The sequence below is a fragment of the Arminella tubonensis genome (assembly GCF_003240585.1).
GTDB classification, from domain to species: Bacteria; Pseudomonadota; Alphaproteobacteria; order Rhizobiales; family Rhizobiaceae; genus Rhizobium; species Rhizobium tubonense.
In genome coordinates this window covers 17,534-39,888 of record NZ_PCDP01000035.1, presented here as the reverse complement: position 1 = coordinate 39,888, position 22,355 = coordinate 17,534, and the positions used below count along the sequence as shown (strand labels likewise).

General features: G+C 60.4%; 25 protein-coding genes and 1 pseudogene. 12 read left to right on the top strand and 14 right to left on the bottom strand.

The features are described 5' to 3' along the window. Positions 1-6: 6 nt before the first annotated feature. Entirely contained in the window at positions 7-579 is a 573-nt protein-coding gene (ilvN, locus tag CPY51_RS11870) for an acetolactate synthase small subunit (RefSeq protein WP_111160436.1), read from the top strand. A 30-nt stretch (positions 580-609) separates the two neighbouring features. Here ilvN and CPY51_RS11865 read toward each other — a convergent pair whose 3' ends face one another. Next, positions 610-1,455, bottom strand: coding sequence for an aldo/keto reductase (locus tag CPY51_RS11865; RefSeq protein ID WP_111160435.1), 846 nt, complete (start codon positions 1,453-1,455; stop codon positions 610-612). Positions 1,456-1,717: 262 nt separating this feature from the next. Here CPY51_RS11865 and CPY51_RS11860 point away from each other — a divergent pair, with 262 nt between their 5' ends. Beyond that, a complete protein-coding gene (locus tag CPY51_RS11860) occupies positions 1,718-2,311 on the top strand; it encodes a LysE family translocator (RefSeq protein ID WP_111160434.1) in 594 nt (197 codons plus the stop codon). Here the strand turns inward: CPY51_RS11860 and CPY51_RS11855 are convergent. After that, the gene (locus CPY51_RS11855) at positions 2,303-2,779 is read right to left on the bottom strand and encodes a DUF2269 family protein (protein WP_111160955.1); all 477 of its coding nucleotides are present in this window, start codon (positions 2,777-2,779) and stop codon (positions 2,303-2,305) included. The genes CPY51_RS11860 and CPY51_RS11855 overlap by 9 nt on opposite strands. 2 nt (positions 2,780-2,781) lie before the next feature. Beyond that, a complete protein-coding gene (locus CPY51_RS11850; protein WP_111160433.1) occupies positions 2,782-4,071 on the bottom strand; it encodes an SDR family oxidoreductase in 1,290 nt (429 codons plus the stop codon). Positions 4,072-4,261: 190 nt separating this feature from the next. Between CPY51_RS11850 and nthA the strand changes: the two genes are divergently transcribed. The 3 genes and pseudogenes from nthA to CPY51_RS11835 all read left to right on the top strand — a co-directional run bounded on the left by nthA (position 4,262) and on the right by CPY51_RS11835 (position 5,851). Further along, complete coding sequence (gene nthA / locus CPY51_RS11845; protein ID WP_111160954.1) at positions 4,262-4,837, top strand: nitrile hydratase subunit alpha; 576 nt, start codon at positions 4,262-4,264, stop codon at positions 4,835-4,837. Further along, positions 4,834-5,493, top strand: a pseudogene (gene nthB / locus CPY51_RS11840) (nitrile hydratase subunit beta). The gene nthA and the pseudogene nthB overlap by 4 nt, the downstream one beginning before the upstream one ends. Further along, on the top strand, positions 5,480-5,851 hold the full coding sequence (locus CPY51_RS11835; protein WP_111160432.1) for a nitrile hydratase accessory protein: 372 nt from the start codon (positions 5,480-5,482) through the stop codon (positions 5,849-5,851). The pseudogene nthB and the gene CPY51_RS11835 overlap by 14 nt, the downstream one beginning before the upstream one ends. A gap of 6 nt (positions 5,852-5,857) precedes the next feature. Here the strand turns inward: CPY51_RS11835 and CPY51_RS11830 are convergent, their stop codons facing one another. Genes CPY51_RS11830 through CPY51_RS11820 form a run of 3 tightly spaced genes read right to left on the bottom strand, consistent with a single transcriptional unit; the run spans position 5,858 to position 7,561 of the window. Further along, the gene (locus CPY51_RS11830; RefSeq protein ID WP_111160431.1) at positions 5,858-6,646 is read right to left on the bottom strand and encodes an anti-sigma factor family protein; all 789 of its coding nucleotides are present in this window, start codon (positions 6,644-6,646) and stop codon (positions 5,858-5,860) included. Next, a complete protein-coding gene (locus CPY51_RS11825; RefSeq protein WP_111160430.1) occupies positions 6,643-7,197 on the bottom strand; it encodes an RNA polymerase sigma factor in 555 nt (184 codons plus the stop codon). Before CPY51_RS11825 ends, CPY51_RS11830 begins: the two co-directional genes overlap by 4 nt. Continuing rightward, complete coding sequence (locus tag CPY51_RS11820) at positions 7,181-7,561, bottom strand: COG4315 family predicted lipoprotein (RefSeq protein ID WP_111160429.1); 381 nt, start codon at positions 7,559-7,561, stop codon at positions 7,181-7,183. Before CPY51_RS11820 ends, CPY51_RS11825 begins: the two co-directional genes overlap by 17 nt. A gap of 152 nt (positions 7,562-7,713) precedes the next feature. On the opposite strand from CPY51_RS11820, the gene CPY51_RS11815 reads away from it, so the two are divergent. Further along, positions 7,714-8,841 (top strand): ATP-dependent DNA helicase, encoded by a 1,128-nt coding sequence (locus CPY51_RS11815; RefSeq protein WP_111160428.1) that lies wholly within the window; start codon positions 7,714-7,716, stop codon positions 8,839-8,841. A 64-nt stretch (positions 8,842-8,905) separates the two neighbouring features. On the opposite strand, the gene CPY51_RS11810 is transcribed toward CPY51_RS11815, so the two are convergent. Then, positions 8,906-9,598: a MerR family transcriptional regulator gene (locus CPY51_RS11810; RefSeq protein WP_111160427.1), complete on the bottom strand. Its 693-nt coding sequence runs from the start codon at positions 9,596-9,598 to the stop codon at positions 8,906-8,908. 449 nt (positions 9,599-10,047) lie between these two features. On the opposite strand from CPY51_RS11810, the gene CPY51_RS11805 reads away from it, so the two are divergent. Next, positions 10,048-10,800 carry a pyridoxine 5'-phosphate synthase gene (locus tag CPY51_RS11805; protein WP_111160426.1) on the top strand — a complete coding sequence of 251 codons (753 nt, stop codon included), beginning with the start codon at positions 10,048-10,050 and terminating at the stop codon, positions 10,798-10,800. A gap of 53 nt (positions 10,801-10,853) precedes the next feature. On the opposite strand, the gene CPY51_RS11800 is transcribed toward CPY51_RS11805, so the two are convergent. Beyond that, entirely contained in the window at positions 10,854-11,741 is an 888-nt protein-coding gene (locus tag CPY51_RS11800) for an SDR family oxidoreductase (RefSeq protein WP_111160425.1), read from the bottom strand. Positions 11,742-11,885: 144 nt separating this feature from the next. Here CPY51_RS11800 and CPY51_RS11795 point away from each other — a divergent pair, with 144 nt between their 5' ends. Beyond that, the gene (locus tag CPY51_RS11795; protein ID WP_111160424.1) at positions 11,886-12,299 is read left to right on the top strand and encodes a winged helix-turn-helix transcriptional regulator; all 414 of its coding nucleotides are present in this window, start codon (positions 11,886-11,888) and stop codon (positions 12,297-12,299) included. Between the two features lie 41 nt (positions 12,300-12,340). Here the strand turns inward: CPY51_RS11795 and CPY51_RS11790 are convergent, their stop codons facing one another. Both CPY51_RS11790 and CPY51_RS11785 read right to left on the bottom strand, forming a co-directional pair. Next, positions 12,341-13,555 carry an MFS transporter gene (locus CPY51_RS11790; RefSeq protein WP_111160423.1) on the bottom strand — a complete coding sequence of 405 codons (1,215 nt, stop codon included), beginning with the start codon at positions 13,553-13,555 and terminating at the stop codon, positions 12,341-12,343. A 60-nt stretch (positions 13,556-13,615) separates the two neighbouring features. Further along, the gene (locus tag CPY51_RS11785) at positions 13,616-14,230 is read right to left on the bottom strand and encodes a TetR/AcrR family transcriptional regulator (RefSeq protein WP_111160953.1); all 615 of its coding nucleotides are present in this window, start codon (positions 14,228-14,230) and stop codon (positions 13,616-13,618) included. A gap of 333 nt (positions 14,231-14,563) precedes the next feature. On the opposite strand from CPY51_RS11785, the gene CPY51_RS11780 reads away from it, so the two are divergent. Beyond that, complete coding sequence (locus CPY51_RS11780) at positions 14,564-15,361, top strand: M48 family metallopeptidase (RefSeq protein WP_195909509.1); 798 nt, start codon at positions 14,564-14,566, stop codon at positions 15,359-15,361. Between the two features lie 19 nt (positions 15,362-15,380). Here the strand turns inward: CPY51_RS11780 and CPY51_RS11775 are convergent, their stop codons facing one another. Then, on the bottom strand, positions 15,381-15,962 hold the full coding sequence (locus CPY51_RS11775; protein WP_111160421.1) for a histidine phosphatase family protein: 582 nt from the start codon (positions 15,960-15,962) through the stop codon (positions 15,381-15,383). A gap of 423 nt (positions 15,963-16,385) precedes the next feature. Here CPY51_RS11775 and CPY51_RS11770 point away from each other — a divergent pair, with 423 nt between their 5' ends. After that, positions 16,386-17,828, top strand: a complete 1,443-nt coding sequence (locus CPY51_RS11770; RefSeq protein ID WP_195909508.1) for a tlde1 domain-containing protein — start codon at positions 16,386-16,388, stop codon at positions 17,826-17,828. 27 nt (positions 17,829-17,855) lie between these two features. Here the strand turns inward: CPY51_RS11770 and CPY51_RS11765 are convergent, their stop codons facing one another. After that, a complete protein-coding gene (locus CPY51_RS11765) occupies positions 17,856-18,575 on the bottom strand; it encodes an aspartate/glutamate racemase family protein (protein WP_111160419.1) in 720 nt (239 codons plus the stop codon). Positions 18,576-18,733: 158 nt separating this feature from the next. Here CPY51_RS11765 and CPY51_RS11760 point away from each other — a divergent pair, with 158 nt between their 5' ends. Continuing rightward, positions 18,734-19,198, top strand: a complete 465-nt coding sequence (locus CPY51_RS11760; RefSeq protein WP_111160418.1) for an Lrp/AsnC family transcriptional regulator — start codon at positions 18,734-18,736, stop codon at positions 19,196-19,198. Between the two features lie 6 nt (positions 19,199-19,204). Here CPY51_RS11760 and CPY51_RS11755 read toward each other — a convergent pair whose 3' ends face one another. Continuing rightward, positions 19,205-19,534, bottom strand: coding sequence for a hypothetical protein (locus CPY51_RS11755; RefSeq protein ID WP_111160417.1), 330 nt, complete (start codon positions 19,532-19,534; stop codon positions 19,205-19,207). 171 nt (positions 19,535-19,705) lie between these two features. Between CPY51_RS11755 and CPY51_RS11750 the strand changes: the two genes are divergently transcribed. Next, positions 19,706-20,968 (top strand): NAD(P)/FAD-dependent oxidoreductase, encoded by a 1,263-nt coding sequence (locus CPY51_RS11750; RefSeq protein ID WP_111160416.1) that lies wholly within the window; start codon positions 19,706-19,708, stop codon positions 20,966-20,968. 187 nt (positions 20,969-21,155) lie between these two features. Here the strand turns inward: CPY51_RS11750 and CPY51_RS11745 are convergent, their stop codons facing one another. Next, positions 21,156-22,199, bottom strand: a complete 1,044-nt coding sequence (locus tag CPY51_RS11745; RefSeq protein WP_111160415.1) for an NAD(P)-dependent alcohol dehydrogenase — start codon at positions 22,197-22,199, stop codon at positions 21,156-21,158. Positions 22,200-22,355: the final 156 nt, after the last annotated feature.

The following is a 22,355-nucleotide window of genomic DNA, read 5'->3' as shown; positions in this document are numbered from 1 at the left end:
AAGAGAATGAATGCACATCTTCAACCAACCGGCTCTGCGTATTTCATTTCGCCGGAGACAGCCGCTGCCGAGAGCCACACGCTCTCGGTTCTCGTCGCCAACGAGCCCGGCACGCTTGCGCGCGTCATCGGCCTGTTTTCGGGGCGAGGTTACAATATCGAGAGCCTGACGGTCTCGGAGACCGAGCATCAGGCGCACCTGTCTCGCATCACCATCGTCACACGGGGCACGCCCCAGGTGCTGGAGCAGATCAAGGCGCAGCTCGAGCGTATCATCCCGGTCCATAGGGTTGTGGATCTCACCGTGCGTGCCCGCGAACTCGGCCAGGAGCGGCCGATCGAGCGCGAAGTGGCGTTGGTCAAGGTGGCTGGAACAGGTGAAACGCGGGCCGAGACCCTGCGGCTCGCTGATGCCTTCCATGCCAAGGTTGTCGACGCGACCGTCGAGCACTTCATCCTGGAGATCACAGGCAAGTCCTCGAAGATCGACCAGTTCGTGGCAATCATGAAGCCGCTCGGCCTGATCGAGGTTTGTCGCACCGGCATCGCCGCGATGAACCGCGGCCCTCAGGGAATGTAGACTGCGAAAATCGCAATTCAAAGCCGCTGGTCAGATCATCTCCAGCGGCTTTTTGTTTTTCGGTGGCGGGAAAGCGGCGTCGAGCGCTGCATAGTCCGCTTCTGTCAGCCTGATCGAGGCAGCCTCGCGATTTTCTCTCGCTCGGCTGACTTGTGCGGTCTTTGGAATGGCGATGACGCCCTGCCGGCCAAGCACGAAGGCAAGCGCCACCTGCGCCGGCGTCGCCTGGCAGGCCTTGCCAATATGAATCAGATCCGGGTGATGGGCGAGGCGACCCTGCTCGATCGGCGAATAGGCCATCACCGGTATGTGGCGCGCCTGGCACCAGGGTAGAAGGTCGAACTCGATGCCGCGCCGACCGAGGTTGTAGAGAACCTGATTGGCCGCCACGTTACCGCCGTCGGGGAGGCTAAGCAGTTCCTTCATATCGTCGACGTCGAAGTTCGAGACGCCCCAGGCGCCGATCTTCCCAGCCCTCTTCAGGCTCTCGAATCCGGCGACTGTCTCGGTAAGCGGGTGGCTTCCGCGCCAGTGCAGGAGGTAGAGATCGATGTGGTCCGTCTTCATCCTCTTGAGGCTGCGCTCGCAGGCCTCGACCACGCCGTCCCGGCCGGCATTCCAGGGATAGACCTTGCTGACGAGGAAAACCTCATCGCGCCGACCTTTGATCGCCGTTCCAACGATCTCCTCTGCGCCGCCGTCCGCATACATTTCCGCGGTGTCGATCAACGTCATGCCTAGGTCGATGCCGGCCTGCAGGCTTTCGATCTCACCCTTTGCATGCGACGCGTCTTCCCCCATGTTCCACGTTCCCTGGCCAAGAGCGGGAACGGAGATGCCGGACGGGAAGGCGACGGTGGGGATGACATCGTGCATCTTTTTTCTCCTTGAACTTCAGTGATAGAGGAGAGATGAGGCTCTCACCGATGAGGTCAACATATCCAGATGCTGACATCTTATCGAATGTCGGAGCAGTCAATCCTGTCACCATGACAATCGAGGACTGGTCCGGTTGATTTAGGTCAACTATATTGACCTAAATTGATCGCCAGTACCGTTCTGTCGGGACGGGAGCCGGAAAGAAGATGCCGTCGATTTTCGTGGCTATGCGAGGACGGTGCGGCACTGGGAGGGTTTCATGCCGCTGGATACATTTCTGGCACTTCTTCTGTTTGCATTTACGACATCGATAACCCCAGGGCCGAACAACATGATGCTGTTTGCCTCGGGTGTGAATTTCGGTTTCCGCCGGACGATCCCACATATGCTGGGGATTGGCGCTGGATTCCTGTCGCTGCTGCTCGGCGTAGGTCTCGGGCTGGGTGCGCTGCTCCATACCGTGCCTGCCGTCTATACCCTGCTGAAATTTGCCGGCGGCGCCTATCTCGTCTGGATCGCCTGGAAAATCGCAAATTCGCGGAGCCTGAGCGAGAAGCAAAGCGGCGCCACTCCGATGTCGTTCTTTTCCGCCGCCGCCTTTCAGTGGATCAATCCGAAGGCATGGGTGATGGCGGTGACGGCGATGGCAACCTACACCGTGCCGTCGCTCTATTTCGCCAGTGTGCTCATCGTCGGTGCTGCCTTCGCGGCGGTCAACGTGCCGAGCGTTTCCACCTGGGCCGGCTTCGGCTCGGCGCTACGCGATTGGCTTTCCGATCCCGTGCGGCTGAAATGGTTCAACATCACGATGGCGGCCTTATTGGTGCTTAGCCTGTGGCCAATGTTAAAATGAGCCGATTTGAGGCTTGTTGAGCATCAGCCAAAGAATGCACAGCACTGCTAAGAAGGCTGGAAAGCCGCAGGCGAACCAGATGCGATAAAGCCTGTCATAGGCCGGGGGCAAGTCGGTTCCTGCCAGTGCCGCGACACGGGCGATATTGCGCAGCCGAATTTGGACCCAGACGACGGGCAGCCAGAAAATTCCCGTCAACACATAGAGCAGCAACGATACCGCGATCCACCCTTCATTCAGCGACCAGCCGACGCTCTGCGCGAGCAGGTATCCGGTGATGGGCTGCAAGATGACTGCTGTCAGAGTAAATAGCGTGTCGGCGATTGCCACCGTCCCCGCCACGTGGGCGATCAGTTTTGGATCCCTTGTCCGATGGGCCATCACCATGAAAAACGCAATGCCGGCGCCCGTCCCGAAAAGTACGGTGGCGCCGACCACGTGCACCAGGCGCAAAACTTCTTCCGCCAGCATCAGCGCTCCTCCAGAATGGCAAGGGCTGCAAACGTCAGCAGGATAGATGGCAACACCTTGACCAGCGGTCCCAGTGGATCGAGCCAGAGCTTCGGTTCCACGGCGGTCCCACCGACGATATAGACAAGGCTCACGACAACCATCCCCAGCAGAGCCCTGCGTGCGCAAGGGCGAAAAAGGACGGTTGCACCGAGCGCGATGTCGAGCAGGCAAGTGGCAATTGTCAGCATCCGTGCCGGAAATTCAGTCATCAAAGGCAGGAAATGACTGCTTGCGGCGCCGAGGTCGATCAGCGGAACGAGGCCCGACAACAGCCAGAAAAGCGAGAGGCCGCAGATCAGCAGCGGTTTCAGCAGATAGAGGCGGGCGAACCAGAGGTCTTGAACACCTGAGGGGTTTGCGGCGAACGCTTCAGCAACTGTCGTAAGGCGACGGCTCCAAATTTGTCGCTCGCCCCTATCGCCGACTACCCCTTCCGACATGATGGCCATAGCGGTGGAGCGCAGCGGCGATCGCCATCCGAGCCGGCCAGCCATGTCTGCCAGCCAGCTGATCGGCTTGGCGATAGCTGAGGGCAGGGCGATGACCGGCACGGGAGGAAGGCCAAGCCAGCTTCGGTGCTGCAAAACGAGATCGGCAAGTGTCGTGGGTCTGCTTTCGGCAAGACCGATATCAGCGCCGGGCAAGATCTCGCCATCGATGGCGGCGGCCACCGCGGCTGCGACATCGTCAACGAAGACCGTCTCGACCGGGTTGCCCGCATGCGCGAGTGGCAACGCAAACGGCAATGCAGCAAGAGACCGCAAAAGGGCTGTCCCGCCGTGAGCGTTGCGTCCGATGACCAGCGCGGGGCGGAGGATTACATGCGGAATGCCGCTTTCTTTCAATGCCTGATCGGCATTGCGCTTGGTGGCAAGAAAAGGCCGGTCGCTGCCAGCGCCTTCGGTTCGCGCGGAAATCTGTACAATCAGCGCCGTACCGGCGGATTTCGCGGCCGCATAGAGTGCGATCATCGCCCCTTGCTGGGCGGCGGAAACGTCATCGGCCAATCCGTCCTGAAGCGCGCCGGCGCAGTTGACGACGACATCCTGCTTGTCGAGCAAGGTCAGCCAGTCTTTTGGATCCGCCATTTTCGCCAGGTCCGCCTTGACCCAGTCGATCTGCGGTTGCCTGAGGCGCGCCCTTTCGGGCTGGCGGCCAAGCCCCGTTACCCTATGCCCATCCCTCAAGAGCCGCGCTGCGACCACTGAACCGATGAAGCCGTTCGCGCCAAGAATCAGGATGTTCATGAGAAAGGAGACTAGCCGAAATTGGCATTCGGGCTAGCGGTGCGGCATGCGATTGAAGAACCTTCTGCGAAGAAGACGCTTGGCGGCTTTTGCCCTACGGTTTAAACAAGATGGCCAGAATGGAGGAGGATCGGTCTTGCAAGATCATCATCAGGATCATGACCACGCCCACGACAACCATTATTCCGACATGCAAGCCCGGGTGAGGGCACTTGAGACTTTGCTAACAGAGAAGGGGTTGATCGATCCGGCGGCGATCGATGCGATTGTCGAGACCTATGAGACCAAGGTCGGGCCGCGAAACGGCGCTGCGGTGGTGGCGAAGGCTTGGAGCGATCCGGCGTTTGCCGAGTGGCTGAGGCGGGATGCGACTGAGGCGATCGCCAGCCTCGGCTTCACCGGCCGCCAGGGCGAGCATATGCGCGCCGTGTTCAATACGCCGGAGACGCACAATCTCGTCGTCTGCACATTGTGCTCCTGCTATCCCTGGTCGGTGCTCGGCCTGCCGCCGGTCTGGTACAAGGCGCCCGCCTATCGGTCGCAGGCGGTCATCAATCCGCGCGGCGTGCTTGCGGAATTCGGCTTGACCTTGCCGGAGACCAAGGACATCCGCGTCTGGGATTCGACTGCGGAGCTGCGATATCTCGTCATACCCGAACGACCTGACGGTACCGATGGATTGAGCGAGGCTGAGCTTGCCGATCTCGTCAGCCGCGATGCGATGATCGGCACCGCAGTTGCGATGGCGCCGGGAGAAAGGCCATGAACGGGCCGCACGATCTTGGCGGACAAATGGGCTTCGGCCCGGTCGCGCCTGAGAAGGACGAGCCGTATTTTCATGCCGAGTGAGAAAAACGTGCTCTTGGCATCACGATTTCCTGCGGCGCCTTCGGTGCCTGGAACATCGACGAGAGCAGGCATGCGCGCGAAAGCATTCCTCCCGCCGATTATCTCGCTGCCAGCTATTATGAAATCTGGACGCGAGGCGTCGAGATGCTGCTGGAGCGCCACGGCTTTGCGACGCGCGAGGAGCTTGTCTCCGGCCGGAACCAACAGGAGGGTACTACTCCGAAGCGGGTGTTGAAGGCGGATATGGTCACGGCGGCCCTCGCCAAGGGCGGGCCCTGTGACCGCCCGGTCTCGACGGAACCGCTATTTGCCGTCGGCAATCGGGTGCGGACCAGGAATTTCAATCCGACGACCCATACGCGGCTGCCACGCTATGCCCGCGCCAAGCGCGGTGTTGTCGAGGCGGTGCAGGGGGCGTTCGTCTTTCCTGACACCAATGCCCATGGAAAGGGCGAGAATCCACAATGGCTCTATACCGTCGTCTTCGATGCGTCGGAGATCTGGGGCGAAGGTGCCGATCCAACGCTGACGGTGTCGATCGACGCCTGGGAGAGCTATCTTGGGCGCGCGTAATCTTTCGTCGCCGCTGACGCAATCGCCTCAACTGCCGAAATCATATAATGGCGAGCCGGTCTTCCCCGAGCCGTGGGCTGCGGAAGCCTTTGCGATGACTGTGCATCTGCACGAGCGCGGGCTGTTTGCATGGAGCGAATGGGCGGATTGCCTTTCGGTGGAGTTGCGCAAGCCCGGCCGGGCGGAAGACGGCAGCGACTATTTCGACTGCTGGGTTGCCGCGCTTTCTAGCCTCCTTGTCAGTCGCGGCATCGCGGATGCCGATGCGATCCTCGGCCTGCAGCAGAGCTGGCAGCGGGCCGCCGAGGCAACGCCGCATGGTCAGCCGATCGTGCTTGCCAATGATCCGGCGCGCTGAGCCGGGTCAGGATGGAAACTGCTTGTAGCAGAGCTCGGCCACCTGCCGCAGCATATCGCGAGAGATTTCGCCGGTGACGGCATAGCCGAGCGCGCCGTCGATCCAGTAGAACGTATCCACCGGGCCGGAATTGGCAAAGCGGAAGCTCGTCGTCTCGTTTTCCCCGTTGTGGCCGATTAGAACGGTAATGCGCCTGCCGGTCGCATCCTCGTACATGAACAGCGCGCCCGGCGTTTCGTTGACCGGCAGAAGCCGACCGCCGACGAGCTGGAAGCCAAGCGTCTGCAGGTTCGGCACCTTCAGGTCTGGGATATTCAGCCGCTTGCCGAGCCATGTCGCCAGATGGGCCTCCTGGTCGGCGCCGACTTCGACGGGGTGGCGGACTTCGCTGGCGTAAACCAGGAACGCGGATTGCGCCTGGCGCGGCAGTGTTTCTATGCCTGCCAGCTGTAACTCCGGCCGAGCGGCGAATGGTGGCAGGAAATGCCCGGCAGCGACACCGACAACGAAGATAGCTGCTGCGGCCGCAGCTAGAGCCCAGCGCCTCATCGCAATCTGGTTGCCGCGCGAAGTCGAGCTGACGACGAGCGCCCTGTCGGTCTCCTTCGAGATCTCATACGGGGCGAACAGGGCCTTGATGCCGGCATTCTGGGCCTTCCAGGCGGCGACGGTCGACGCATCCTCGGGGTTTTCGCGCAGCCAGGCCTCAACTCTCGCATGCTCGGTCAACGGCAGCTGTCCATCGGCAAAGGCATGCAGCTCGGCTTCGGTCACGGTCCCGTTGGTTTCGTTCATTTCGGCCTCCGAAGCGTAACGACGTTGTCGGCATTCATCAGGTCGCTCAGTCGCGTGCGGGCGCGAGACAGCCGTGACATGACCGTGCCAATCGGGATATCGAGCATGGTGGCGATATCCTGGTAGCTGTAGCCCTCGACCACGATCAACATCAGGATCGCGCGGCTTTCTTCGGCCAAGCTGTTGAGCGCAGCTTCGAGGCGCGCGTTTTCCAGCGGATCGACTGAGGCCTCCGGCGAGGGCAGCTCGGGGGCATCGTCGATATCGATAAAGGTGCGGCCGCCACGTTTGCGCAGGCCGTTTCGATAGACGTTGGTCATGATGGTGAGCACCCAGCCGCGCAGGTTCAGCCCGCGCCATTGGGTTCGGCGCGCCAGTACCTTTTCCACGCAGTCGTGCAACAGGTCTTCGCCGTCGGCGTCCGAGCGGGCGAGGCTACGCGAATAGCGCCGGAGCGATGGCAGGAGCGCCAGCACCTGTGCCTCGAACGGGTCGGCCACGGGGGAGGCGACCCCCGCGGCCCGGTCGGTCCGATCAGGGCCGTGCGGCATCCCACACGCCCTTCACGCCGTCGCCGGCGACATCACCAGCCTTGGTATCCTTGACGAAGAAATACAGCGGCATACCGTCCTTGGCCCATTGTTTCATGCCGTCCTTGCGGTCGACGATCGAGTATGCGCCGGAAGCCTTGGCTTTTCCATCGGCCATGAACGGGGGCCAGGCCTTGGCGCAATCGTCGTAGCAATTCGAGACGTCCTTCTTGTCGTTCTTGAAGGTGTAAAGCGTCATGCCCTTCTCATCGGCCAGGACCTTGCCTTTCGAGCTTTCCATGGTCTTGACCGGCGCTGCGGCGAAGGCCGCGGTGGCGGCGGCAGTCGCCAGAATGAGCACCGGCAGAAATTTGATGGCTTTCATGGTGTTTCTCCTCGAATGTTGGACGGACGAGCGGTCCAGGCCCCGCGTTTTGCGTTGCCGGACATGAGACACCGTGAGGCCGGAGTTTATTCCCAGTTTTGCTCGAGTTTTTACGGCTTGCCTATCAACCCCGAATCCTGCCAAGTCGCGCAATGCAACTCGCGCCGCAACAAGACGAAGCGCTGAAGGCCGTTTCCAAATGGCTGAAGGACGGGCGTTCGCCGCTTTTTCGCCTGTTCGGTTATGCCGGAACGGGCAAGACGACGCTTGCGCGCCATTTTGCCGAGAATGTCGATGGCGAGGTGTTGTTTGCAGCGTTTACCGGAAAGGCCGCGCAGGTTCTGCGATCGCGCGGTGCCAGCAACGCCAAGACCATCCATTCGCTGATATACCGCCCGCGCGGTGAAGAGTCGGTTGAAAACGAAGAGACCGGCAAGACTTCGATCGCGCCGATGTTTGCGATCAACCGGCAGAGCCCCGTCGCCAAGGCGGCGCTGATCATCGTCGACGAATGTTCGATGGTGGATGAGGCGCTCGGCAAGGACCTGATGAGCTTCGGCACACCGATCCTGGTGCTCGGAGACCCCGGCCAGCTTCCGCCGGTGAGCGGTGGAGGGTACTTCACCAATGAGGAGCCGGACTACCTTTTGACGGATATCCACCGTCAAGCGCGGGACAATCCGATCATCCAGATCGCCATGCAGGTGCGCGAGGGCAAGGAGATCATGCACGGCGACTACGGAACCGTGAAGGTGATTTCCAAGAACGAAGTGACGCAGCCGCTGGTGCTTGAGGCGGATCAGGTCTTGATCGGCACCAACAAGACGCGAAAGCGCTACAATCAGCGCCTGCGCGAGCTGAAGGGATTTACGACGGAGTATCCGCAGTCCGGCGACAAGCTTGTCTGCCTGCGCAACGACCCGACGAAGGGTCTGCTCAACGGTTCGCTCTGGCAGGTGATGACGTCTTCCAAGGAAACGACGAAGCCGGGCATCAACCTTTTGATCCGCCCGGAAGACGACGACATGGATCGCGGTGCCGCCAAAATAAAACTGTTGAAAACCGCATTCGAGAATGTGGAAGGCGAAATTCCATGGACGACCCGCAAGCGCTACGACGAATTCGACTACGGCTATGCGCTGACGGTGCACAAGGCTCAGGGTTCGCAGTGGAACAACGTTGTACTTTTTGACGAGAGCTGGGCCTTTCGCGACACGCGGGAACGGTGGCTCTACACCGCGATCACCCGGGCAGCCGAGACGTTGACGATCGTTCGCTGACTTGATTTTTTTCCGACTGGCCGTCCTTTTCGCCGAATTGCCGGCCGCGCGATTGCGCGACCGGTCAGGTCTTGACGATCCCCAATAGGACGGCTTTCGCCACCGCCTGGAAGCGGTTGTTGGTTCCGAACTTCTGGATGACGGCAGCTTCGAGAGCCTGGGCTTCTTCCAACCTGATCTCCATCTCGCGGGCAATCTTCACAGCCGTCTGGCCCTCCACCATCAGTTCCAGGCAGCGACGTTCCTGGTCGGTCAGGGCAGACTGATCGCGATTATCGTTCAGGCGGTCGGTTTCGGCAGCGCTGTCGTAATCGAGCAGTTCGGTTACCAGTTGCATCTGTCGATGCAGGGTCGAGACCTCCGAGGTCAGTTCACGCTTGCGGGAAAAAAGCGCGTTGTGGAATATATCTTCCGCTGCTTCCTGCGTCTCCGCCTTATGCAATTCATCCATCATCTCCTGGATGACGGCGATCGACATCCCGGTTTCGCGGCAGATATTGATCACGGCCATCCGCAGCACGTCGCTTATGCCGTAGACGCGCATAAGCCCGATGCGATCAGCTGATATCAGCCCCTTTTCCTCGTAGAAATGCAATGTCCGGTGGGTCACGCCAAAGGCGTTCGCCATGTCAGCAATAGCGATTGGTCCGCTCGGCAAGTCCGGCGGCAATGCCGCTGCAGGCAGAAACCGGTATTTCGCACGGGCCTCCGAGGCAAGTTTGGCGGCAGCAAACAGACGTTTGGAACCGTCAGGCATGAACCTCTCCTTTGTGTTCTAATTTTTCATCCACCTCACGTCTGTCGTCTTGCTAGCTCTGATGCCTCGATGTCCTGAACTCGTGTTTCCCCGACGTTTCGCTGAGGAGGCCGATGCAGCGCAGATCGTCGATGCCATAGCGATGCAACCCGCGACCCCTTGGTCGCAAACGTCATCGATCCGCCCGCTGACGCGTGGCGGCTATGGCAGGCTTTGCCTCCTTACAATTCCGTCAGCCTCTGGTGGCGGACCCCTCAGTCAAGACCGTAACGAGTTTTATGTGGATTAGGAATCGCCCGAAGGAGGTAGCGCCGGGGCGAACCCACTGAGAATGCGGGTGACGCCATCAATCTTTTGCATGAGTCGATGTTGGAATCTCGTTGGCCTCCGGCCGGCTATTGGCCTAAAAGCGGGGCATCCGTTCTCACAGCCAAACGTGGACCTCAATCATGCCCGCCAAGCTCTCCGTGAACCTCAATGCCATTGCCATGCTGCGCAATCGCCGCGACCTGCCGTGGCCGAGCGTCGAAGCGCTTGGGCGCATTGCGCTTCAAGCCGGAGCGAGCGGGCTGACGGTCCATCCGCGCCCGGACCAGCGGCATATCCGCTTCTCCGATCTGCCGGTCATTCGCGCTCTGATCGACGATGAGTTTCCACAAGCGGAGTTCAACATCGAGGGCTATCCCACCGACGAGTTCTTCGAGCTTTGTGCCGGTGTTCAACCGGAGCAGGTGACGCTGGTGCCAGACGATCCGGCGCAGGCAACCTCGGACCACGGGTGGGATTTCCGCCGGAATCGCGACTTTCTGACGGGCGAGATCGCCAGGTACAAGAAGCTCGGGTGTCGGGTGTCGTTGTTTGCCGATGGCGACGGCGATGCGGAGGCGGTATCGGTCGCCAAGGCCGTCGGCGCCGACCGGATCGAGCTTTATACCGGCCCTTACGGCGGCTGTTACGACGCACCGGAGCGTGCCGCGCCGATCCTCGATGCGCTGGGTAGAACTGCGGATGCGGCAATTGCGATCGGCCTTGCCGTCAACGCTGGCCACGACCTGACAGTCGCTAATCTGCCACCGCTGATCAAGCGAATTCCCGATCTCGCCGAGACATCGATCGGTCACGGGCTGACGGCCGATGCTCTGGAATTCGGCATGGCTGAAACAGTTCGTCGCTTTCGCCGTGCCTGCGGACAGTCGGTCTGATCGTTTAGGGAGGGCCCGCCGCCGATGCGGGGCGGGCCTTCCTGTTCAAGGAATTAAGCTGCCAACGCGGCCTTGTGCTTTTCCAGGAAGCCCTTGAGCGTCTGCGGCTCCTTGCCGGTCAGCTTCTTGAAATCGCCGGTGACGGTTTCGAAATTGCCAGCGCGGATATTGGCGTCGGCGGATACCAGCATGTCGACCAGGAATTTCGGCAGGCCCGCGCCGGTCATGCCGCCGGCGAGCTGTTCGTCGTTGACCTGCACGACCTGGAGAGGCCTGCCAGTGACCTCCGTGACGACTGCGGCGACCTCCTCAATCGTAGACGCACGGTCGCCGGTCAATGTGTAGACGGCGTTTTCGGTAGAGCCAGAAGCGAGGGCGGCTGCAATGGCGAGTGCGCAGTCTTCGCGGGAGATATTGGGAACGCGGCCAGTGCCAGCCGCGGTGTACCACTTCCCGTCCTGCAAGCTGTGCGGCAGGCCCATCAGGTAGTTGTCGAAATACCAGGCGTCACGCAGGATCGTGTAGCCGATGCTGCTCGCCTTGATGGCTTCCTCGGTGCCGAGATGATCAGGCGCGAAGGTGACCAGCGATTTGTCCGGGCTTGGCATCGACGTATAGAGGATATGCTTGACGCCTGCCTTCTTGGCAGCATCGATTGCCGCCTTGTGCTGGACGAGCCGCTTGCCGGGCGTGTCGAGCGCATCGGTGCTGATGATCAGCAGGCGATCGACGCCGGCAAAGGCTGCGGGTAGGGTGGTGGCATCGTCGAAATCCGCCTTGCGGACGACGACGCCCTTGGCGGCAAGGCTGCTCAGCTTTTCAGGGCTGCGGGTGGCAGCGATGATGCTGCCGGGCGAGACATGGTAGGTCTCGATCAGGTGGCGGATCACGCTCTGGCCAAGCTGGCCGGCGGCACCGGTGACGAGAAGAGTGTTGCTCATGTGGGCGTTCCTTTGTTTCCCTGGTGTCGGCCATCTTGCCCGACGGACATCGGTCTCAAAAAGAGACTAACACTAGAATAGGAATTGACTGCACGCTGTAAAGGAGGCAGGTTTTCGACCGTACGTTACCAAAAGGGAACCATCATGGCCGGAACCGTCGTCAATCTGCGCAACGCCGTAGAGCCAGCGCGCTGCATCGATATCAGCAAGCTGGATTTTTCCAACTGCCCGGTGCGCGATGTCATGCAGCAGATCAATGGCAAGTGGTCGACGCTGCTGATCGAATGCCTGTCGCAGAAACCCTATCGCTTCGGCGAGCTAAAGCGCATGGTTCCTGACATTTCACAGCGCATGCTGACCCAGACGCTGCGCGACCTGCAGCGCGACGGCTATGTCGATCGCGAGGTATTTCCAACCAAACCGCCGAGCGTCGAATACCGACTGACCGACCTTGGCCGCTCGCTCTATGCGCCACTGGCAGAACTGCTGAACTGGGCAGAGGCAAACCACGACGCAGTGAGGGCTGCTCGGACACGTTTCGACGAGGCCGCGGGCTGAAGATTGGGATAGGGCGCCGATATCTTGCCGGCGCCCCTTGCTTATTTCTTAAAGCGTTCGGTGGCAAAGACGAGTAGGGCGACGACGGGGAAGCAGACGCCGATCCAGGATGTGAGGTTCCAGCCGCCCGTCGCATAGGCCCAGCCACCGATGGCGGAGCCGATGGCGCCGCCGGCGAAGAACGTCGCCATGTAAAGGCCGTTCAGGCGGCTGCGGTGTTCGGCGCTTAAGGCATAGATCGCTCGCTGGCCGATGACGAGGTTTGTCTGCACGCCGAAATCGAGCAGGACGCCGGAGAGCGTCAGCATGACGAGCGCCAGCGTCGAACCGCCGCCGGAGACATGTGCAAGCAGCAACGCGCCGATCGCGAGCAGCATGGCGAATGCGGTTGCCCACATCGAATATCCGCGGTCCGCCAGTCGCCCGGCAATCGGTGAGGCGACGGCACCGGCAGCCCCTGCCAGCGCGAAGAGGGCGATGCCGTTCTGGCTGAGACCGAAAGCGGGGCTGGCAAGCAGCAGCGGCGTCGTCGTCCAGAACAGGCTGAAGGCGCCGAACATGCAGGCCTGGTAAATGGCCCGGCGCTGCAGCAGCGGAGTGCGCAATGCGAGATGGCCCATCGAGGCAAGCAGCTGGGCATAACGCAATCTGGTATGGGGAATGCGGACCGGCAGTACGGCGCGCAGCACGCCGGCCAGGGCGACCATGACGATCGCCGACAAGATATAGACTGCGTGCCAGGACGAATATTCAGCCAGGAAGCTGGCTGCCGGCCGCGCCAGCATGATGCCGCAGAGCAGGCCGCTCATGACATTGCCAACGACTTGGCCGCGGGTCGCATCGGGGGCCATATGTGCCGCGAAGGGTACCAGCACCTGCACCGCGACGGAGCCGAGGCCGATACAGAGTGATGCGAGCAGGAACAGTGCCGGCGACCAGGCGAAGGCCGCCGCAATCAGGGCGATCGCCGCACAGCCGATCAGTGTCAGCACGAGCTTGCGGTTCTCCAGGAGATCGCCGAGCGGCACGATCAGGAGCAGACCGAGGCCATAGCCGATCTGCGTCAGCGTGACGATCAAGCCGGTTGCGGCCGGCGTGAAGCCGAGTGCTGCACTGATCGGGCCGGCGAGGGGCTGGCCGTAATACAGGTTTGCGGCCACCAGCCCGCAAGCGGCGGCGAACATGAAGGTCATCCAGGGCGAGATAGTCTTATGCGGTATCGCGGCTTCTTGGGTGGCTGCGGCGGTGGAGGTCATGCGGGTTCCTCGAGGGGCGTGCGGATGCGACCGAGCGAACCCGGATCAAAAATTGCGAAATCAGTTCAACAGTTTCAACGCAGTCTCGGCGACCGCGGACATTTCTTCATGGCTCCGACCGGTCTTGCCGACGAGGCGCATGCCTTTCATCAGGCACAGCAGGGTGCGCGATGTCGTCGCGACGTCTATATGATCGGGAATCGAACCATCTGCTTTGCCCAGGCGGAGCAGATCGACGAGGAGCTGTTCGTTCTGTTCGAAGGCGAGGGCAACGCGCTTTGCTGCCTCGTCGTCGAACAAGCCGAGATCGGTGGCACTGCCGACCACCAGGCAACCGCAACGCCCCTGCGCACCGTGCGAAGCGTCGGCGTATACGTTGAGCAATGCAATTACCTTCTCGCGCCCGGAGCTTGCAGCTGCCACCTTCTCGTCGACGATTTTCCGGCGGATGGTGCGATAGTGATCGAAGGCAGCGAGAAAGATGCCGCGCTTGTCCTTGAACGCCTTATAGACGCTGCCCGATGTCAGACCCATGGCTTCCGTCAACTCGCTGATCGACGCAGCATGATAGCCGCGCTCGGAAAAGACAGCGAGAGCCTTGTCTAGAGCTGCGTCCATGTCGAATTCGCGTGGACGGCCGCGAAGCCTGGTGGCCTGAATCGTTGATGTGATCATTCCCCTTGAATAGGGAATGATCGTTTCCAAATCAATCGAAATTTTGCGATGCAGCAAGTCTGCTCGAAACCGAACCACGTCCATTTAGTGCCAAGACGTCGTAGATCGTCTGTTGTGGATTTGCGTGTGTTAAAATTATATAAAATCTAAGAGAGTTGGAACATCTGGTGTCGCGGCACGTTTATCGACAGATCTCCAAAAAAACATTGGGAAATTGTGCCGGTACTTCCAAATTATTTTCAACCTAAAATATTAATAATGGAAATTTCCATGTGTAGCCCCACATCTCCAGCCCGTAATTTCTTCAATCTACGCCATCGTTGGGAAATGCCAATGATCCGGCTTTCCCTAATAATCACGTTGTTGGCGTTTGCGCTTGCCATCGGACTGATTGAGCTTGATCAAACGGATTGGGCGAAAGGTCTCGATAGCGATGCGCATGACGCTATTTTTTCGCTGGAAATGGCAATCCTTTTGCCCTTGGCTCCGGCTGCTATCTATCTTCACAGGTTTTTTGCGGCTGCCGTTGCGCGCAGCAATTCAATTCTCATCGGTCCGAAGCAATTTCCTGAACTATTTGCCGTTTATCAAGAGCTTGGTCGACGCCTGGCGATGGCACATTTGCCGCGACTCTATTTGACGAACGGCAACGGTGTCGTGAATGCATATGCGCTGTCATGCAATCGGCGGCATAACTACGTTGTCATCCATTCTGAAATTGCATTGCTTTTGCCGACTTCGCCGGAGATTGTTGAGTTTGTGCTGGCGCATGAACTCGCACACCACAAACTGGGCCATGTATCATTGTGGCGAATAATCATTTCGTTGGTTCCAAATACCCTGGTTTTGCCAGGACGGGCGACGACATGTGCCCAGGAATATTCCGCGGATCGCGTAGCGATGGCGGTTTGCCCTCATCACGCTAGCTCAGCCCGGTTGCTGGCAGTTGGCCCTTGGCTCGAAAAAGTGGTCAACCCTGTGGCTTGGAACGAGCAATGTACGGAGGAGCGTGGAGAGTTTTTCGTTCGCATAGCAAACGCACTGTCCACGCACGCCGTATTGGTCAAGCGCTTCAAAGCTTTGAAAGACATCGAGAGCGATGGCTTTTCACGTCATGGCGACATGTTTTGATCGGAACGCCTTGGGCTGCCTATATCTGGTTCCACCGGCGGATGACGGGCTCGGCGAGGTCGTGCTCGTAGCCGAGAACGCTGATGCTCGTCGTGTCCAAGACGAAGCGGGCGCCGTCTTCCGGCGGAAGGCCGAGCCACCGGGCGCCCAGGACCCGCAGGAAGTGCGAGCTTGAAAACAGCAGGATCCTCGCATTGGCCTCTCGGATCTGGCCGATGATCGCGTCCGCCCTTGCACCGACGTCGGCTGCCGCTTCCCCCTCGGGGCATCCGTCTCGAAACAGCTGCCAGTCGGGACGCTCGGCGTGGATCTGCTTGCTGGTGAGCCCTTCGTAGGCGCCGTAGTCCCACTCCGCCAGATCATCCTTGACCACACGCTCGGAGCCGAAGCCTGCTAGCGCGCAGGTGTTCATGGCGCGCTGGGACGGGCTTGACCAGACCGCGGCAAACGACTGTCCCTGCAGACGGCCGGCAACGCCACGCGCGGCCTCCTCGCCCCTGCTCGTCAGCGGAATGTCGGAACGGCCGGTATGTCTTCCGGACAGACTCCATTCTGTTTCACCATGTCGAACCAGATAAATTTCGGGAAAGGTGCTGCTCATCCAAAGGCCTCTCGATAGCGCCGGGCGCTGCGGTTCCGCCCGGCTGGGGATCCTGGTTTAGAAGTGATTTCAGCCCGGTAGATCATGCGGCTTGCTCACCTTATCCGATCTTCCAACCGCTGCCGTCAACCGTCGGCCATCGACAATCAAGCGGCCAGCCAAGGCGATTTCGCCACGCAAACGCCAAATTTGGCGGGTTTCCGAATGCTCTTCGGTCTGGTACGTGAGCAATTAGAAATATTAGATGTCCGAAACCGGGGCGGCGTAAAGGAAATAGTTACCAAGATTCTTCATTCTTCCAAACAGTCGGCAAGTGGCGACGGGAGTGGGTATTCGGCGCTTGCCGGTCGCCACACTGACCGTAGTCGAGTTGCGTCATGTGATGCGGCCGGGTTTGAGTCAGTAGTTTGGAAGACGAGTATCATGGCGTTTGCGACCGAGACCTTCAATGACGTCAGTCCGTTCAGCGGATTTGTGCTTCCTTCGCGTAGGTTTCGTGGAGTTCTCGCCAGTGCGGTCGCGATCGGCGTTGTAACCGCCTCGCTAGCATGGATGGTGGCGACGCTTGCCACGATGCAGACGATGGCCGTGTCGCTTTCGCCGGATCGCAATAGCCTGACGCGGGTTTCGCTTGCGCCGCGGACGAACTTGCCTGCCGCGGAATCCCAGGGCCAGCGCCTCGTTCATGTGACCAAATTTTCGCGCCTGCACCCGCTTCTGTCCGCAGACCAGCAGGCATTGAGCGATGCGGTCGCCGTTGCAAAGGGAAACCGCGAAAACGCGACCCGCAAGCTTGCAGCCGCCGTAGTCCAGAATGCGCTCAGGGTGGCGCTTGCCAACGCCGCGTCGCGGCCGGTGATCGATACCACGGCGGTCGCGGCCATTGCTCCCATGACACCACCAATTGCTGCTAACGAAAAGCGTGTCGACATCGCGCTTGCGGGTTCGGCCAAACCGGACGCAGATCGCGGGTCGGGCGGAATGGCGGCGATGGCGGTCAGGGCTGCCGACAGTGCCTCGCTCGGCGACAGCGTAGTCGCGAAAGCCGAACCCGTGACCGCTGAAATCGGCCCCATGGAGAGAGCAGTCGGTGTTGCGCTCGCCGATGCCGCATCGCCGCAAGCCGACGACGTCGTGGACTTCGTGCCGCCGATACCGAGCGCAAGGCCGATTGCGGCGGCCGCTGCGACACAGACCGCTTCATTGACAGACGACGCCTCTTCGGAAGACCCGTTCAATCTTGTGATGGCAAATGCCGGGTCGTCTTCAGACGAAGACCCGCTTGATAGTGTGCCGCTTCCCGCCGCCAGGCCACGCGGGATGACAGGAAGCGCCCGTTCGGCCGCCGAGCAGCGTTTCCGTCGGCCGAGCGAACCGGTACTGGCCTATGCGCGGGCTGACGACGGCGTTACCGAGGATGCGCCGACGTTCAACAATGCGATTTCGCTGCCGGGCGGTCACAACCGTGTCGCCGTCTACGACATCTCTGCCGGAACAGTTTACCTGCCAAGCGGCGAGCGGCTGGAGGCTCATTCCGGGCTTGGCAACATGCTCGATAATCCGCGCTTCGTGAGCACGAAGAACCGCGGCCCAACACCGCCGAACACCTATGCGCTGACGTTGCGGGAATCCATGTTCCATGGCGTGCAGGCGCTGCGTCTGACGCCGATCGCCGGCGGTACAGTCTATGGTCGGACCGGGTTGCTCGCCCATACCTACATGCTTGGCCGGCGCGGCGATTCCAATGGCTGCGTGGTCTTCAAGGATTACCGGCGGTTCCTTGCTGCCTTCCAGCGCGGCGAAGTCAACCGCATGGTCGTGGTGCCGCGTCTATCAGGCTCGAGCACGCGCGTCGCCTCGCGCTGATCGGCGATAAACGACGTCGTCGCCGCCTTACGCCGCGTTTCTCCCCGTCGCCCTGTCCTCCAGGAGTGCGAAATCGACCGCTGCCCTTGCGTGGATTGCGGTGGTATCGAAGCCGGGGAGGGCCAAGCCGTGCGGGTCGAGGATGAGGCAGATTTCCGTGCAGCCGAGGATGACGCTGTCGGCGCCTGCAGCCTTTGCCCGGTCTATGACGGCCATCAGCTTTGCGCGCGATGTGTCGTGGATCCTGCCGGCGCAAAGCTCGTCGAAGATGATGTTGTGCACAGTGGTCCGGTCGTCCGCCTCGGGCACCATGACCTCCACGCCGAGGGCCGCCATATGGTCGACATAGAAGCCGTGCTCCATCGTGTAGCGGGTGGCTAGCAGCAACGGTCGCTTGCATCCGGCCGACTTCAATGCGGCCGTCGTTTCGTCGATGATATGGATCAGCGGGATCGAAATCCGGGCGGCAACCTCGTCGGCGATCAGATGCATGGTGTTGGTGCAGATCAGCACGCAATCGGCGCCGGCCAATTCGAGTTTCGAGGCGACATCGCCGAGGCGGGCTGAGGCATCGTCCCAACGGCCAGCCTTCTGCAACGCCACGATCTCGGCAAAATTGACGGAGTGCATCAACACCTCAGCCGATGAGAGGCCGCCGAGTTCGGCGCGGACCATCTCGTTGACGAGGCGATAATAGACCGCCGAACTCTCGAAACTCATGCCGCCGATCAGGCCGATGGTGCGCATTTTTGCTGTTCTCCGTTTTTGTCTTCAGGCCCCATATTGCGACGATTCCGCTGCGACGTCTTTGCGTTCTTTTGTTTCATCAGCTAGCATTGTCACGATTTATTGCGCATAATCGACAGAACGCGCAAAACTGACGCGTCAACCTGGAGGATGCCGCCATGCTGGATGACCGCGACCGCAAGATTCTCGATTTTCTGCAGGCCGATGCCGGCATTTCGGTGACCGATCTTGCAGAGCGTGTGGCGCTTTCCGTTTCGGCCTGCTCAAGGCGCATCCAGCGCCTGGAGGAAAGTGGCCACATCGCCAGGCGCATCGTCGTGCTCAACCGCGAGAAGATGGGGGTGCCGACAACTGTCTATGCGCTGATCAAGACGGCGCATCATTCCGATGAGTGGATCGAGAAATTTCGAAAGTCGATCAGCGATATTCCCGAAATCGTCGAGGCGCACCGATTGACGGGAAATCACGACTACATTCTGAAGATCGTGTTGCCCCGCGTCGAGCACTACGACGTCATCTACAAGAAGATCGTCCGCAGGGTCGAACTCTTCGACGTTGCGGCATCGATATCGATGGAAGAGCTGAAAAGCGGTATCACCATTCCCGTCAGCTATGCCGAGTGACGGCTATCAGATCGCTTCATAGGCGAAGAACAGGCCGATCAGCACGATGCTGAGGAGGCCGACAAGAAAACACTGATCGGCGATGGTTTCCAACCGCTTGCTCAGGGCTTGCTTCTGAATATTGCGGATCGACAAATAGGACGTCGCAGCGCTTGCCAGGAACAGCAGCGAGGCGAAGGCCGCATATTCGTCGACATGGCTTGGCCCGATGCGACCTTCGACGACCTTCACCAGCCCAATCAGCGTGGTGCATACCGCGATCATCGTTCCTGACGTCGGAAGGATATGCCGCGATAGCGACCGTTCTTCGCGGCCGGTTTCCGCCTTTTCTACCATTACGTTTCGCCCCGTTTATGCCATTTGAGGCAACCTGAATAAATGGGTGGCGAAGGTCAAAGGCTTTCGCGCCATGTCGACCAGGGTTGCACGGGTGCCATGCGCTGGCGGTAGATTGATGCCAGGCCACAACGGCCCTAGGTTAGCCACGGGGCCCACGAGGGAATTTTTATGCAGGAACATCATGTTGTCGTCATCGGTGGTGGATTTGCGGGGTTGCAACTGGTCAATGGTCTCAAGGGGGCGCCCGTCCGCATAACGCTGATAGACCGGCGCAATCATCACCTTTTTCAGCCGCTGCTTTACCAGGTCGCAACGACGCTGCTTTCGACCTCCGAAATCGCCTGGCCGATCCGCAGCCTCTATCGCGACCGGCCCGAGGTGACGACGTTGCTGGCCGAGGTCACCGGCATCGACCGGCAAGCAAAAACGGTCCTTCTGAAAGGTGGCGAGAGCATTGGTTATGACACGCTGGTTCTGGCCACGGGCGCCACGCACGCCTATTTCGGCCATGACGAGTGGGAGCCGGTGGCGCCGGGGCTGAAGACGCTGGAGGATGCGACGACGATCCGCCGCCGTGTTCTTCTGGCCTTTGAACAGGCTGAGATGGAAACCGATCCTGCGGTCCGCGAGGCCTTGCTGACCTTTGTGATCGTCGGTGCCGGGCCGACGGGCGTCGAACTCGCGGGCATTATCTCTGAGCTGGCGCGCGTGACGCTGCCGCCGGAGTTTCGCCATATCGACACGCGGACGACCAAGGTGATCCTGGTCGAGGCGGGGCCGCGGGTTCTCTCAAGCTTTGCCGAAGATCTTTCCGCCTATGCACAGAAGACGCTGGAGAAGCTCGGGGTAGAGGTCCGCCTCGGTCATGCGGTTACCGCCTGCACGGCGGAAGGCGTGACGATGGGGGACACGTTTGTGCCCTGCCGCACGATCGTCTGGGCGGCCGGGGTGCAAGCTTCGCCGGCGGCGACCTGGCTTGGCGCGCCGGCCGATCGGGCCGGACGGGTGGTCGTCGACCCGGCGCTCAGGGCGCCCGGCGAGGAGGATATTTTCGTGGCTGGCGATACGGCCATGGTGATCTGGGAAAGCGGCAAGCCAGTGCCTGGCATTGCGCCCGCGGCCAAACAGCAAGGCGCCTATGTCGCCAAGGTCATCAGGGCCAGGCTTGCCGGTCGTCCTGCGCCAGCGCCGTTTCGCTATCGACATCAGGGAAGCCTTGCAACCATCGGAAAAAGCGCTGCAATCATCGATTTCGGCTGGCTGAAGCTGCGCGGTTGGCTCGCCTGGTGGATATGGGGCATCGCCCATATCTACTTCCTGATCGGCACGCGCTCACGCTTGGCTGTCGCCTTGAGCTGGGTCTGGATCTACATGAGCCGCCAGCACAGCGCCCGGCTGATCACACAGAAGGAAACGATGCGGGAGGAATAGAAGAAGGATCAGTGACTCCCAGCTTCTCTCGTCATGCTCGGGCCTGTCCCGAGCATCTATAACCGGATTGATCTACGGCAGATCCTCGGCACGAGGCCGAGGATGACGGCGAATAGCGAGCGTGGTTTGTCAACAGGCTAAAGGGCGGCTCAGGAGAGCCGCCCTTTGCCATCTTGTCGCAACGATATCAGGCGAGGGTCGCGATATCGATGACGAAGCGGTAGCGCACGTCGCTCTTCAGCACGCGCTCATAGGCTTCGTTGATGTCCTTGATGTCGATCATCTCGATCTCGGCGACGATGTTGTGCTCGCCGCAGAAGTCGAGCATTTCCTGCGTTTCCTTGATCGAACCGATGCCGGAGCCGGTCAGGCTCTTGCGGCCGCCGATGACCGAGAAGGCATGGACCGGGACCGGATGTTCCGGAACGCCGACCAGCACCATGGCGCCGTCGATCTTCAGCAGGTTAAGATAGGCGTTCCAGTCGATGACTGTGCCGACCGTGCAGATGATGAGATCGAAAGTGCCGGCGAGCTTCTTGAATGTTTCAGCATCGCTCGTTGCGTAATATTCCTTGGCGCCGAGCTTCAGGCCGTCTTCCTTCTTGGAAAGCGACTGGCTGAGGACGGTGATGTCAGCTCCCATCGCCGCGCCGAGCTTGACGCCCATGTGACCGAGACCGCCCATGCCGACGATCGCGACCTTCTTGCCGGGGCCGGCATTCCAGTGGCGAAGCGGCGAGTAGAGGGTGATGCCGGCGCAAAGAAGCGGTGCACCGGAATCAAGCGGAACATTTTCCGGGAAGGAAAGGACATAGCCTTCCTTGACGACGATGGAGTCCGAATAGCCGCCATAGGTCGGCGTCGTGCCGTCGGCCTCGAAGTCGTTGTAGGTCTGGACGAGACCGGGCATATACTGCTCGAGATCGACATTGCGCGTTGCATGACCGACGCAGGAATTGACGAAGCAGCCGACGCCGACGTGATCGCCGACCTTGAACCTGGTGACGCTTTCACCGACGGCTGTGACTACACCGGCAACCTCATGGCCCGGAACCATGGGATACTTTGAATTGCCCCATTCGTTGCGTGCCTGATGGATGTCGGAGTGGCAGAGGCCGCAATACTTGACCGAGATGACGACGTCATCGGCATTCGGTTCGCGGCGCTCGAAGGTGAAGGGGGTGAGCGGCTTGGACGCGTCGGTCGCGGCATAGCCTTTTGCAATAGCCATCTGTAACTCCATTTAAGGTGAGGGGCTGAGAATATGTTCGAACTATGCAATATTTAGACGCCGGGGTGTTAGAGCGATCCTGCAAGCTTTATGTATGATCCTGCAAATCTGCCCTTCGCCGTATTTCTCGGAGCGGCGGGTCGGCATAGCTAGGTA